The organism is Streptomyces sp. NPDC051315 (genome assembly GCF_044455165.1).
Classification (GTDB): domain Bacteria; phylum Actinomycetota; class Actinomycetes; order Streptomycetales; family Streptomycetaceae; genus Streptomyces.
In genome coordinates this window covers 224,251-237,162 of record NZ_JBITEN010000012.1, presented here as the reverse complement: position 1 = coordinate 237,162, position 12,912 = coordinate 224,251, and the positions used below count along the sequence as shown (strand labels likewise).

Here is a 12,912-nt window from a genome sequence, read left to right as displayed (position 1 = left end):
CGCTCGACCGGGCCCCGCGCGGGTCACCGCGTGGCCGAGCCACGCACCGGCACGAGCGCAGGCCGGACACGGGCGGCCCGAGCAAGCACCGCCGCCGACGCCCGCCCCGCGGCGCCTCAGCCCTCCGTCAGTCCCGTCACCAGTTCGTCGGCCGCCCGGTACGGGTCCAGCTCGCCGGTGACGATGCGTTCCGCCAGGGCGTCGAGGCGGCGGTCGCCGTGCAGGTCGCCGATCCGTTCCCGCAGGGCCGTGACGGCGATCGTCTCGACCTCGCGGGCCGCACGGGCGCGGCGGCGTTCCGCGAGGATCCCGTGCTCCTCCATCCACGCGCGGTGCTTCTCCAGCGCCTCGACGACCTCGTCGACGCCCTCGGCGCGGGCCGCGACCGTCTTGACGATCGGCGGGCGCCAGTCGCCGGGGCCGCGGGCCTCGCCGAGGCCGAGCATGTGGTTCAGTTCGCGGGCGGTGGCGTCGGCGCCGTCGCGGTCGGCCTTGTTGACGACGTAGACGTCGCCGATCTCCAGGATCCCGGCCTTGGCGGCCTGGATGCCGTCGCCCATGCCGGGGGCCAGCAGGACCACGCTCGTGTCGGCCTGGGAGGCGATCTCGACCTCCGACTGGCCGACGCCGACCGTCTCGACCAGGATCACGTCGCAGCCGGCCGCGTCCAGCACACGGATCGCCTGCGGGGCGGCCCAGGCGAGGCCGCCGAGGTGGCCGCGCGTCGCCATCGAGCGGATGTAGACGCCCGGGTCGGAGGCGTGCTCCGACATCCGGACGCGGTCGCCGAGCAGGGCGCCGCCGGAGAACGGCGAGGACGGGTCGACGGCCAGGACGCCGACCCGCCTGCCCTGCTTGCGGTAGGCCGTCACCAGCGCCGAGGTGGACGTCGACTTGCCCACCCCCGGCGAGCCGGTCAGACCGACGACGTAGGCGTTGCCCGTGAGCGGCGCCAGGGCCGCCATGACCTCCCTGAGCTGCGGAGACGCCCCCTCCACCAGGGAGATCAGCCGGGCCACGGCCCGGGGCCGGCCTTCCCTGGCCTGGGCGACCAGCGAGGAGACGTCCTGCATCACAGCTCCGTTCACGAAAGAGAGGCGTCCAGAAAGCGGGACTCAGGCCTTGGGTACCCGCACGATCAGCGCGTCACCCTGGCCGCCGCCGCCGCACAGCGCGGCCGCGCCGACCCCGCCGCCCCGCCGCTTCAGCTCCAGGGCCAGGTGCAGCACCAGCCGGGCGCCGGACATGCCGATCGGGTGGCCCAGGGCGATGGCCCCACCGTTGACGTTCACCTTTTCCAGGGACACCCCGAGGTCCTTCATTGACTGGACCGCGACGGCGGCGAAGGCCTCGTTGATCTCGATGAGGTCGAGGTCGGAGACCTCCAGGCCCTCCTTCTTGAGGGCGTGCAGGATGGCGTTGGAGGGCTGCGACTGGAGCGAATTGTCCGGGCCGGCCACATTGCCGTGGGCGCCGATCTCGGCGATCCACTCCAGGCCCAGTTCCTGCGCCTTGGCCTTGCTCATCACGACCACGGCCGCCGCGCCGTCGGAGATCTGCGAGGCCGACCCGGCGGTGATCGTGCCGTCCTTGGCGAAGGCCGGACGCAGCTTGCCGAGCGACTCGGCGGTGGTCTCCGGGCGGATGCCCTCGTCCTTGCTGAAGACGACCGGCTCGCCCTTGCGCTGCGGGATTTCGACCGGGGTGATCTCGGCCTCGAACAGCCCGTTCTTCTGCGCGGCGGCGGCCCGCTGGTGCGAGAGCGCGGCCACGGCGTCCTGCTCGTCGCGGGCGATGCCGAGGCGGGTGTTGTGCTTCTCCGTGGACTCGCCCATGGCGATGCCCTCGAAGGAGTCGGTGAGGCCGTCGTGGGCCATGGCGTCGAGCATCTCGATGGCGCCGTACTTGAAGCCCTCGCGGGACTTCGGCAGCAGGTGCGGGGCGTTCGTCATGGACTCCTGGCCGCCCGCCACGATCACGTCGAACTCACCCGCACGGATCAGCTGGTCGGCCAGAGCGATCGCGTCGAGGCCCGACAGACACACCTTGTTGACGGTGAGCGCCGGGACGTTCATCGGGATGCCGGCCTTGACCGCGGCCTGGCGGGCCGGGATCTGGCCCGCGCCGGCCTGGAGCACCTGGCCCATGATGACGTACTGCACCTGGTCGCCACCGATCCCCGCACGGTCGAGGGCGGCCTTGATAGCGAAGCCGCCGAGGTCGGCTCCGGAGAAGGACTTCAGCGAGCCGAGCAACCGTCCCATGGGCGTCCGGGCGCCCGCGACGATCACCGACGTCGTGCTGTTCGTTCCAGTCATGAGCTGCGATCCCCTTACCGGCCTGCACGGGCCGAGGAGTGAACGAGGGTTTACTTCGAATGTACTGAGCGGTACTCCGCCCCGTCACCGGGCGGTCGGTGTGATCGCGCGCACGTTGCGTAACCACCTCCGGGGCGCTGCACTGAATCCATGCTGACGCGAATCGACCACATCGGGATCGCCTGCCACGACCTCGACGCCACCGTCGAGTTCTACCGCTCCACGTACGGCTTCGAGGTGTTCCACTCCGAGGTCAACGAGGAGCAGGGCGTGCGCGAGGCCATGCTCAAGATCAACGATACGTCCGACGGCGGAGCCTCGTACCTCCAGCTCCTGGAACCGACCCGGGAGGACTCCACGGTCGCGAAGTGGCTCGCCAAGAACGGCGAGGGCGTCCACCACATCGCTTTCGGTACGGCGGACGTGGACGGAGACGCCGCGGACATCCGCTCCAAGGGCGTCCGCGTCCTGTACGAAGAGCCTCGACGCGGCTCCATGGGGTCACGAATCACCTTCCTGCACCCCAAGGATTGCCATGGCGTACTCACAGAACTGGTCACATCGGCGCCTGTTGAGTCACCTGAGCACTGACCCTCGTACATAGGGGCCGGTAGGGTTGGGGGCGGTCGCCGCTCGTGACGGGCGACCGACGTCCTGCCGTCTCGGCGGCAGGACCAGCCGGGGTCCGGGTTTCGGGGGACGAGCGTCGGGGCAGCAGCCCGTGCTCCGCCGTTGATCTGACACCATTCCCCGGGGGCCCCGTTCGGCGGATGGACGGAGCTCGTTGGAGAAGCTTGCGACCAGGGGACGGATGGGACCGCGCAGTGCGGGGCTACGAGAGCCAGGAGCGGGAGCCGGCGGCTGACGTCGACCACCTCACTCGGTTCGAAGCCGAGATGAAACGGCTGAAGACCGAGCGGGAAAAGGCGATCCAGCACGCCGAGGACCTCGGCTACCAGGTCGAGGTGCTGCGCGCCAAGTTGCACGAGGCGCGGCGCACCATCATGTCCCGGCCCGCCTTCGACGGCGGTGACATCGGCTACCAGGCCGAGCAGCTGCTGCGGAACGCGCAGCTGCAGGCGGACCAGATCCGCGCCGACGCCGAGCGCGAGCTGAGCCAGGCGCGGGCGCAGACCCAGCGCATCCTCCAGGAACACGCCGAGCAGGCGGCCCGCCTCCAGGCGGAGCTGCACGCGGAGGCGGTGGCCCGTCGGCAGCAGCTGGACCAGGAGCTGGCGGAGCGCCGGCAGACCGTCGAGTCGCACGTCAACGAGAACGTGGCGTGGGCCGAACAGCTGCGGGCCCGCACCGAGTCCCAGGCCCGCCGCCTCCTCGACGAGTCGCGCGCCGAGGCCGAGCAGGCCCTGGCGGCCGCGCGCGCCGAGGCCGAGCGGCTGGCCACGGAGGCCCGGCAGCGGCTGCAGAGCGAGGCCGAGGCGGCCCGCGCGGAGGCCGAACAGCTGCTGCGCCGCGCCCGCACGGACGCCGAGCGCCTGCTGAACGCCGCCTCCACCCAGGCCCAGGAGGCCACCGACCACGCCGAGCAGCTGCGCACGTCCACCGCGTCCGAGTCGGACGCCGCCCGCCGTCAGGCGCAGGAGCTGAGCCGGACCGCCGAGCAGCGCATGGCCGAGGCCGACGCGGCGCTGCGCGAGGCCCGCGCCGAGGCGGAGAAGCTCGTCACGGAGGCCAAGGCGGCCGCCGAGAAGGCGCTGCAGAGCGCCGAGTCGGCCAACGAGCAGCGCACCCGGACGGCGAAGGAGCAGGTCGCCCGGCTGGTCAGCGAGGCCACCAAGGAGGCCGAGGCCACCAAGGCGGACGCCGAGCAGCTCGTCGCGGACGCCCGCGCCGAGGCGGAGAAGCTCCTCGCGGAGGCCGCCGAGAAGGCCCGTACGGTCACCGCCGAGGAGAGCGCGACCCAGCTGTCGAAGGCGGCCAAGACCGCCGAGGACGTCCTCAACAAGGCGCAGGAGGACGCGCGGCGCACCACCAGGGCCGCCGCCGAGGAGGCCGAGCGCATCCGCCGGGAGGCCGAGGCCGAGGCGGACCGGCTGCGCGCCGAGGCGCACGACATCGCCGAACAGCTCAAGGGCGCGGCGAAGGACGACACCAAGGAGTACCGCGCCAAGACGGTCGAGCTGCAGGAGGAGGCCCGCCGGCTGCGTGGCGAGGCCGAGCAGCTGCGGGCGGACGCGGTCGCCGAGGGCGAGAAGATCCGCGCGGAGGCCCGCAAGGAGGCCGTCCAGCAGATCGAGGAGGCGGCCAAGACCGCCGAGGAGCTGCTGTCCAAGGCGAAGGCCGACGCGGACGAGCTGCGCCAGAAGGCCACCGCGGACAGCGAGAAGGTCCGCACGGAGGCCATCGAGCGGGCCACCGCGCTGCGCCGGCAGGCCGAGGAGACGCTGGAGCGCACCCGCAAGGAGGCCGAGCGCCACCGCGACGAGGTCGTCGAGCAGGCCGAGACGATCCGGGCCGACGCCGAGCGGGCCGCGCTCGCGCTGCGCGAGGAGACCGAGCGGGCGGTCGAGGCCCGGCAGGCGGAGGCCACCGAGGAACTGACCCGGCTGCACACGGAGGCGGAGGCACGGCTCGCCGCCGCCGAGCAGGCGCTGGCCGACGCCCGGGAGGAGGCCGCGCGGATCCGTCGCGAGGCCGCCGAGGAGACCGAGCGGCTGCGCGCGGAGTCCGCGGAGCGGATCCGTTCGCTCCAGCAGCAGGCCGAGGCGGAGGCCGACCGGCTGCGCACCGAGGCCGCCGCCGACGCGTCCGCCTCGCGGGCCGAGGGCGAGGCCGTCGCCGTACGGCTGCGCTCGGAGGCCGCGGCCGAGGCGGAGCGGCTGAAGGCGGAGGCCCAGGACACCGCCGACCGGGTTCGCGCGGAGGCGCAGGCCGCCGCCGAGCGGCTCGCGGCCGAGGCGTCCGAGACGCTGGCCGCCGCCCAGGAGGAGGCCGCCCGGCGCCGCCGCGAGGCCGAGGAACTCCTCGGCTCGGCCCGCCAGGAGGCCGACCAGGAGCGGGAGCGGGCCCGCGAGCAGAGCGAGGAGCTGCTGGCGTCGGCGCGCCGGCGCGTGGAGGACGCGCAGGCCGAGGCCGTACGCCTGGTCGAGGAGGCCGACCGGCGCGCCACCGAGATGGTGACGGCGGCCGAACAGCACGCCCAGCAGGTGCGGGACTCCGTGGCCGGGCTGCACGAGCAGGCCCAGGAGGAGATCACCGGGCTGCGCAGTGCCGCCGAGCACGCGGCGGACCGTACGCGGCGGGAGGCCGAGGAGGAGGCGGACCGGGTCCGCGCCGACGCCTACGCGGAGCGGGAGCGGGCCGCGGAGGACGCGAGCCGTGTCCGGCGCGAGGCGAGCGAGGAGTCGGAGGCCGCGCGGGCGCTGGCCGAGCGGACCGTCGGCGACGCGATCGCGGAGGCGGAGCGGCTGCGTTCCGAGGCCTCCGCGCACGCCCAGCGGGTGCGCACCGAGGCGTCCGACGCCCTCGCGGAGGCCGACCAGGCCGCGGCGCGTACCCGGGCGGACGCCCGTGACGACGCCAACCGCATCCGGTCGGACGCGGCGACGCAGGCGGACACCCTCATCACGGAGGCGCGCGCCGAGGCGGAGCGCCTGCAGACGGAGACCATCGCCGAGGCCGAGCGGCTGCAGTCCGAGACGGCCGCCGAGGCCGAGCGGGTGCGCACCGAGGCCCTCGCCGAGGCCGAGCGGCTGCGGACCGAGTCGGTCGCCAAGGCCGAGAAGCTCATCACGGACGCCAGTGGCGACGCGGAGCGGCTGCGGGCCGAGGCCGCCGAGACGGTCGGCTCCGCGCAGCAACACGCCGAGCGCATCCGGGTCGAGGCCGAACGGGTCAAGGCGGAGGCGGCGGCGGAGGCCGACCGGATGATGAGCGTCGCCCGCGAGGAGGCCGACCGGACCCTGGACGAGGCCCGCAAGGAGGCCAACAAGCGGCGCTCGGAGGCGGCCGAGCAGGTCGACACGCTCATCACCGAGACCACGGCCGAGGCGGACAAGCTGCTCACCGAGGCGCAGCAGCAGGCGCTGAAGACCACCGCGGAGGCGGAGGCGCAGGCCGACACGATGGTCGGCGTGGCCCGCAAGGAGGCCGACCGGCTCGTCGCCGAGGCGACGGTCGAGGGCAACACGCGGGTGGAGAAGGCCCGTACGGACGCGGACGAACTGCTGGTCGGCGCCCGCCGGGACGCGACCGCCATAAGGGAGCGGGCGGAGGAGCTGCGCGACCGCATCACCTCCGAGATCGAGGAGCTGCACGAGCGGGCCCGCCGCGAGGCCGCCGAGACGATGAAGTCGACCGGCGACCGCTGCGACGCGCTCATCAAGGCCGCCGAGGAGCAGCTCGCCAAGGCCCAGGCCAAGGCCAAGGAGCTGGTGTCGGAGGCGAATTCGGAGGCGGGCAAGGTCCGGATCGCCGCCGTGAAGAAGGCGGAGGGGCTGCTCAAGGAGGCCGAGCAGAAGAAGGCGACGCTGATCAAGGAGGCCGAGGAGCTCAAGGCCGAGGCGATCCGCGAGGCCCGGCGCACGGTCGAGGAGGGCAAGCGCGAACTGGAGGTGCTGGTCCGCCGCCGCGAGGACATCAACGCGGAGATCTCGCGGGTCCAGGACGTGCTGGAGGCCCTGGAGTCCTTCGAGGCCCCGTCGTCCGCCAAGGACGGGGTCAAGGCGGGCGCGACGGTCGGAGCCCCTCGAACGGGTGGCAAGTCCTCGGAGAGCTAGCGGATCGGCGGGCTTCCGTTGTTGTCTGGGGCCTTTGACCAACTTTTTGGCAAGCCACCCACGGGTTAGCCACCCAAAAGGGGTGTCAATCTCCAGATCAAACACGTATCCGCTCGATGACACACCGCTTCGGCCCCTAGGATTCCCCTATCACCTCACCGGTCTCATTCGACAGGAACCCCATGAGCGACACTTCCCCCTACGGCTTCGAGCTTGTGCGGCGTGGATACGACCGCGCTCAGGTGGACGAACGAATCTCCAAGCTCGTCTCCGACCGTGACAGCGCTCTCGCCCGCATCACCGCTCTGGAAAAGCGCATCGAGGAGCTCCACCTCGAGACGCAGAACGCCCAGGCCGCCGTCAGCGACGCCGAGCCGTCGTACGCCGGCCTCGGCGCGCGTGTCGAGAAGATCCTCCGCCTCGCCGAGGAAGAGGCCAAGGATCTGCGCGAGGAGGCCCGTCGCGCGGCCGAGCAGCACCGCGAGCTCGCCGAGTCCGCGGCCCAGCAGGTGCGCAACGACGCAGAATCGTTCGCTGCGGAGCGCAAGGCCAAGGCCGAGGACGAGGGCGTCCGGATCGTCGAGAAGGCCAAGAGTGACGCCTCGCAGCTGCGCGCCGAGGCCCAGAAGGACGCGCAGTCCAAGCGTGAGGAGGCCGACGCCCTCTTCGAGGAGACCCGCGCCAAGGCCGCGCAGGCCGCCGCCGACTTCGAGACGAACCTGGCCAAGCGCCGCGAGCAGTCCGAGCGCGACCTGGCGTCGCGTCAGGCCAAGGCGGAGAAGCGGCTCGCGGAGATCGAGCACCGCGCGGAGCAGCTGCGCCTGGAGGCGGAGAAGCTGCGCACGGACGCCGAGCGCCGCGCCCGCCAGACCGTCGAGACGGCGCAGCGCCAGGCCGAGGACATCGTGGCCGACGCCAACGCCAAGGCCGACCGCATCCGTTCGGAATCCGAGCGCGAGCTCGCGGCCCTCACCAACCGCCGCGACTCGATCAACGCCCAGCTGACGAACGTCCGCGAGATGCTCGCCACGCTCACGGGCGCCGCGGTGGCCGCCGCCGGCTCCCCGGCCGACGACGAGCCGATCTCCCGGGGTGTCCCGGCCCAGCAGGCCCGGTAACCACCGGACGTACGGCGGCTGAAAACCCGTGAAGCCCTCTGCCACTGGGTGGCAGAGGGCTTTCCGCCGTTCTAGCGTGGGGCGCATGATCGAGCTCGAGGGGCTGACCAAGCGGTACGGCGAGAAGGTGGCGGTCAACAACCTCACCTTCACCGTCAGACCGGGCATCGTCACCGGCTTCCTCGGTCCCAACGGCGCCGGCAAGTCCACCACCATGCGGATGATCCTCGGTCTGGACCGGCCCTCCGCCGGGGACGTCCGGATCGACGGCAGGCACTACGACCAGCTGAAGGACCCGCTGACGTACATCGGGGCCCTGCTGGAGGCCAAGGGTGTGCACCCGGGCCGCAGCGCGTACAACCACCTGCTGTGCCTGGCGCAGAGCAACGGCATCCCGCGGCAACGGGTGCACGAGGTGCTGGACACGGTGGGGCTGACGGCCGTCGCGAGGAAGAAGGCCAAGGGCTTCTCGCTCGGCATGGGGCAGCGGCTCGGGATCGCCGCGGCGCTCCTCGGCGACCCGCGGATCCTGATGTTCGACGAGCCGGTCAACGGCCTCGACCCCGAGGGCATCCACTGGATCCGCACCCTGATGAAGTCGCTGGCGGCACAGGGGCGGACCGTGTTCGTGTCCAGTCACCTGATGAGCGAGATGGCGCTGACCGCGGACCACCTCGTCGTCATCGGCCAGGGGCGGCTGCTGGCCGACACCTCCATGGCGGACTTCATCGCCCGCAACTCGCGCTCGTACGTCCGGATCCGCAGTCCACAACGCGAGCGGCTGCTCGACGTGCTGCACGGCGCCGGCATCACCGTCGTGGAGAACGGCAACGGCGTCCTGGAGGCCGAGGGGGACACGTCCGAGGCCATCGGGGAGCTGGCCGCGCGGCACCAGATCGTGCTGCACGAGCTGAGCCCCCAGCAGGCCTCCCTGGAGGAGGCGTTCATGCGGCTGACCGCGGAGTCGGTCGAGTACCACGCGCACACCGGGCCGGCGCCCGCGCAGCAGTGGGGCGACGGCTGGAGGAAGGGCTGACATGGCGGCGACCCAGGTCATCCGCTCCGAGTGGACGAAGATCCGCTCCGTGGCGTCCACCGTGTGGACGCTCTCCCTCGCCGCGGTGGTCACCATCGCCCTCGGCATGCTGATCTCGGCGCTGTCGAAGAGCGAGTTCGACAGCATGAGCCGCGACGACCGGCTCTCCTTCGACCCGACGTTCATCAGCTTCGCCGGGATGAGCCTCGGCCAGCTCGCGATGATCGTGTTCGGGGTGCTGGTCGTCTCGAACGAGTACAGCACCGGCATGATCCGCACCTCGCTGGCGGCCGTGCCGCAGCGCGGCACGTTCCTGTTCAGCAAGATCGCGGTGGCCACCGGGCTCGCCCTGGCCGTCTCGATGGCCACGAGCTTCGTCGCGTTCTTCCTGGGCCAGGCGATGCTCGGCTCCCACCGGGCGTCGATCGGTGACCCGGGCGTGCTGCGGGCGGTGATCGGCGGCGGCCTCTACATGACGCTCATCGCGGTGTTCTCCATGGGCGTGGCCGCGATGCTGCGCTCCCCGATGCTGTCGCTGGGCATCCTGATGCCGTTCTTCTTCCTGATCTCCAACATCCTGGGCAACGTCGACGCGACGAAGAAGGTCGGCCGGTACCTGCCCGACCAGGCCGGCAGCAAGATCATGCAGGTGGTCACCCCGATCGACGACGACACGCCGTACGGGCCCTGGGGCGGCCTGGCGATCATGGTGGTGTGGGTGGTGGTGGCCCTCGCGGGCGGATACCTGCTGCTGAAGAAACGCGATGCGTGAGGCTCAGAGCTCCGAACAAAAGGGAAGTCCGATCAGCTCGCGGCGTCCGGTGCGTGCGATCGCAAGGCGCCGGAAGGTCCTGGTAGCGGAGCTAGCAAAGCCTGTCGGCAACGCGGCGAGCGTGCGTGCCGGGCGTCGCCAGCCGGGCACCCCTTTTGTTCGGAGCTCTTAGGTCTTTACTTCCTCTTGAGCGGAACCGTCAGCGGATCGATATCCTCCTAACCCTTACGGGGGGCGTGTGCCCCGCTGTCCTGAACCTGTCGATGGGTGCGGAGCATGATCGAAGCAGTCGGCCTGACCAAGCGCTACGGCGACAAGACCGCTGTGTACAACCTTTCCTTCCAGGTACGACCGGGTGCCGTCACCGGCTTCCTCGGGCCCAACGGCTCGGGCAAGTCGACGACCATGCGGATGATCCTGGGGCTGGACAACCCGACCTCGGGGACGGTGACGATCGGCGGCTACCCGTACCGCAAGCTGCCGAACGCGGCCCGCCAGGTCGGCGCCCTGCTGGACGCCAAGGCCGTGCACGGCGGCCGGCACGCCCGCAACCACCTGCTGTGCCTGGCCCAGCTCTCGGGCATCCCGGCCAGGCGGGTGGACGAGGTGCTGGGCGTGGTCGGCCTCCAGGACGTGGCGAAGAAGCGGTCCAAGGGCTTCTCGCTCGGCATGGGGCAGCGGCTCGGCATCGCGGCCGCGCTCCTCGGCGACCCCCAGGTGCTGCTGTTCGACGAGCCGGTCAACGGTCTCGACCCCGAGGGCATCCTCTGGGTCCGCAACCTGATGAAGTCCCTCGCGGCGGAGGGACGGACCGTGTTCGTCTCCTCCCACCTCATGAGCGAGATGGCGCTGACCGCCGACCACCTGATCGTCATCGGGCGCGGACAGCTCCTTGCCGACATGAGCGTGAAGGACTTCATCTCGGCCAACTCGGCGGACTTCGCGCGCGTGCGCACCCCGCACACCGAGCCGCAGCTGCGCGAGAAGCTCGCCACCGCGCTCACCGAGGCGGGCGGCCAGGTCCTGCCCGAGCAGGACGGCGCCCTGCGCGTCATGGGCCTGCCCCTCCCCCGCATCAGTGACATCGCCCACGACGCCGACGTACGCCTGTGGGAACTGTCGCCGCACCAGGCCTCGCTGGAGGAGGCGTACATGCGGATGACGCAGGGGGCCGTGGACTACCGGTCGACCATCGACCAGAAGGCCGGGCTCCAGCAGCCGCTGCCGCCCGGCGCGCTGCCGCCCATGCCGGTGCCGGGCCAGGGCCAGCCGGGCTGGTACGCCCCGCCGCCCCCGCAGCAGGGTTACGCGCCGCCGCAGCCCGCCCAGGGCCCCGCTGCGGCCGCCGCTGCGGGGCCGTACGGCGCTCCCTCCGGGCCCGGCGGTCCGGGCGGGGCCAACCCGTACGCCCAGGCGCCCGCACCGGCGCAACCCGCCGCCCCCGCGCCTCAGGCCCCGGCCCCGGCCCCGGCGGCTCCGGCCGCCCCCGCGCCGCAGGAGCAGGCGCAGCCCGCCGCCCCCGCCCCGACCACGACCGAGGACGCCCGATGAGCACGCCGCAGCCGCCCTCCTCTCCGCAGGCCGCGCCCGCCTGGCAGGCGGCGCCCGGGCCCGCGTACCCCAGCTACACCTCGCCGATCCCCGTCGTGCGCACACACCTCGGGCACGCCATCGCCTCGGAGTGGACCAAGATCCGGTCGGTGCGCTCCACGATGTGGACGATCGGTGTGTTCGTGCTGCTCGTCGTCGGCATCGGTCTGCTGACCGCCGCGATCGTCGCCGGCAACACCACCGAGGGAGACCTGTCCGGCGAGAACCCGCTGTCGTTCGGCTTCTTCGGACTGCTCCTGGGCAGCATGTGCGTCATCACACTCGGCGTGCTGACCACCGCCTCGGAGTACGGCACCGGCATGATCCGCACCACGATGGTGGCCTGCCCGTCGCGCGGCCGGGTGCTCGCGGCGAAGGCGGTCGTCTTCTTCCTGGTCGCGTTCGTGGTGACGCTGGTGTCGACGGTGCTCGTCGCGATGGTCGACGTGGCCCTGCTGTCGGACGCCCGCGAGCCCTCCGGCGGCGAATGGCTGAAGGGCACGTTCGGCGTCTCGCTCTACATCGCGCTGCTCGGTCTGCTGTCGCTGGCCGTCGGCTCGGTCATCCGGCACTCGGCGGGCGCGATCACCATCATGATCGGCCTCGTGCTGGCGCCGCTGGTGATCGCGCTGTTCATGTTCTCGTCCTCCCTGGAGAACCTGCGTGAGGCGCTGTTCGAGTACTCGATCCCCAACCAGCTCAGCGTCTTCTACTCCACCTCGCTGACCGACAGCGGTCCGTCCGGCTGGGACCCGCTGTGGATCGCCCTCGGCGTGACGGCCGCCGCGTTCGGCGCCGCCTTCGCGCTGCTGGAGAAGCGGGACGTGTGACCCGCTAGAACCTCGGCACGTGACGGGACCGCCGCACCCCGGGGGTGCGGCGGTCCCGTGCGTTCCAGCACGCCTTGTGCCAGTGGCGGCGGTCGTCCACGCCGACGTGCTCGGGCCACGCGACGACGTGCGGCACGCCGTCGGGGATCATCTGGTCGCATCCGGGGCAGCGGTACGTCTTTCCCTGCGCGCTCGCGCCGGCCACGTGCCGGACGCTCCACTCCTCCCCCTCCCAGCTGACGCTGGACTGCCAGCCGCCGTAACGGCTCGCGCGGTCGTCCTCGGCGCTCCGGCCGAAAGAGCCGTCACCCTTGGGTCGGTTGCGACGCGGGGACACGGGACACCTCACGGGGCTATACAGGAAGCAGGGTTCGCGTCCAGCCTACGCGGCGCCCGTAGGGGTACCCGTAGGCCACCAATCCCCACAAGTCTCCCGCCGGGGCGCCCGATTCTGCAGACAATCCGCAAATCTCCTCACCAGGCCGTGTCCTCGGCACGTGTCAGACGGTTAT

General features: G+C 72.0%; 10 protein-coding genes. 7 read left to right on the top strand and 3 right to left on the bottom strand.

Going from position 1 to position 12,912, the window contains the following annotated elements; all coding sequences use genetic code 11:
- Nucleotides 1-116 precede the first annotated feature (116 nt).
- Entirely contained in the window at nucleotides 117-1,073 is a 957-nt protein-coding gene (gene meaB, locus ACIBBD_RS23845) for a methylmalonyl Co-A mutase-associated GTPase MeaB (protein WP_399421501.1), read from the bottom strand.
- Between the two features lie 42 nt (nucleotides 1,074-1,115).
- Nucleotides 1,116-2,318: an acetyl-CoA C-acetyltransferase gene (locus ACIBBD_RS23840; protein ID WP_399421500.1), complete on the bottom strand. Its 1,203-nt coding sequence runs from the start codon at nucleotides 2,316-2,318 to the stop codon at nucleotides 1,116-1,118.
- A 150-nt stretch (nucleotides 2,319-2,468) separates the two neighbouring features.
- Here ACIBBD_RS23840 and mce point away from each other — a divergent pair, with 150 nt between their 5' ends.
- The 7 genes from mce (at nucleotide 2,469) to ACIBBD_RS23805 (ending at nucleotide 12,400) form a co-directional block, all read left to right on the top strand.
- Entirely contained in the window at nucleotides 2,469-2,909 is a 441-nt protein-coding gene (gene mce / locus ACIBBD_RS23835) for a methylmalonyl-CoA epimerase (RefSeq protein ID WP_399421499.1), read from the top strand.
- 233 nt (nucleotides 2,910-3,142) lie between these two features.
- Nucleotides 3,143-7,054: a polarized growth protein Scy gene (gene scy, locus ACIBBD_RS23830; protein WP_399421497.1), complete on the top strand. Its 3,912-nt coding sequence runs from the start codon at nucleotides 3,143-3,145 to the stop codon at nucleotides 7,052-7,054.
- Between the two features lie 182 nt (nucleotides 7,055-7,236).
- Nucleotides 7,237-8,172: a cellulose-binding protein gene (locus ACIBBD_RS23825; RefSeq protein ID WP_392005861.1), complete on the top strand. Its 936-nt coding sequence runs from the start codon at nucleotides 7,237-7,239 to the stop codon at nucleotides 8,170-8,172.
- 85 nt (nucleotides 8,173-8,257) lie between these two features.
- Nucleotides 8,258-9,208, top strand: coding sequence for an ABC transporter ATP-binding protein (locus ACIBBD_RS23820; RefSeq protein ID WP_399421496.1), 951 nt, complete (start codon nucleotides 8,258-8,260; stop codon nucleotides 9,206-9,208).
- A 1-nt stretch (nucleotide 9,209) separates the two neighbouring features.
- On the top strand, nucleotides 9,210-9,980 hold the full coding sequence (locus tag ACIBBD_RS23815; RefSeq protein ID WP_399421495.1) for an ABC transporter permease: 771 nt from the start codon (nucleotides 9,210-9,212) through the stop codon (nucleotides 9,978-9,980).
- A 276-nt stretch (nucleotides 9,981-10,256) separates the two neighbouring features.
- Nucleotides 10,257-11,531, top strand: coding sequence for an ABC transporter ATP-binding protein (locus tag ACIBBD_RS23810; protein ID WP_399421494.1), 1,275 nt, complete (start codon nucleotides 10,257-10,259; stop codon nucleotides 11,529-11,531).
- Nucleotides 11,528-12,400, top strand: coding sequence for an ABC transporter permease subunit (locus tag ACIBBD_RS23805; RefSeq protein ID WP_399421493.1), 873 nt, complete (start codon nucleotides 11,528-11,530; stop codon nucleotides 12,398-12,400). Before ACIBBD_RS23810 ends, ACIBBD_RS23805 begins: the two co-directional genes overlap by 4 nt.
- A gap of 4 nt (nucleotides 12,401-12,404) precedes the next feature.
- Here the strand turns inward: ACIBBD_RS23805 and ACIBBD_RS23800 are convergent, their stop codons facing one another.
- Complete coding sequence (locus ACIBBD_RS23800) at nucleotides 12,405-12,737, bottom strand: ATP/GTP-binding protein (RefSeq protein WP_399421492.1); 333 nt, start codon at nucleotides 12,735-12,737, stop codon at nucleotides 12,405-12,407.
- Nucleotides 12,738-12,912: the final 175 nt, after the last annotated feature.

Bases quoted from the DNA above. Each gene is read 5' to 3' on its own strand.
- meaB (WP_399421501.1), bottom strand. From the start codon at position 1,073: ATGCAGGACGTCTCCTCGCTGGTCGCCCAGGCCAGGGAAGGCCGGCCC.
- ACIBBD_RS23840 (WP_399421500.1), bottom strand. From the start codon at position 2,318: ATGACTGGAACGAACAGCACGACGTCGGTGATCGTCGCGGGCGCCCGG.
- mce (WP_399421499.1), top strand. From the start codon at position 2,469: ATGCTGACGCGAATCGACCACATCGGGATCGCCTGCCACGACCTCGAC.
- ACIBBD_RS23825 (WP_392005861.1), top strand. From the start codon at position 7,237: ATGAGCGACACTTCCCCCTACGGCTTCGAGCTTGTGCGGCGTGGATAC.
- ACIBBD_RS23820 (WP_399421496.1), top strand. From the start codon at position 8,258: ATGATCGAGCTCGAGGGGCTGACCAAGCGGTACGGCGAGAAGGTGGCG.
- ACIBBD_RS23815 (WP_399421495.1), top strand. From the start codon at position 9,210: ATGGCGGCGACCCAGGTCATCCGCTCCGAGTGGACGAAGATCCGCTCC.
- ACIBBD_RS23810 (WP_399421494.1), top strand. From the start codon at position 10,257: ATGATCGAAGCAGTCGGCCTGACCAAGCGCTACGGCGACAAGACCGCT.
- ACIBBD_RS23805 (WP_399421493.1), top strand. From the start codon at position 11,528: ATGAGCACGCCGCAGCCGCCCTCCTCTCCGCAGGCCGCGCCCGCCTGG.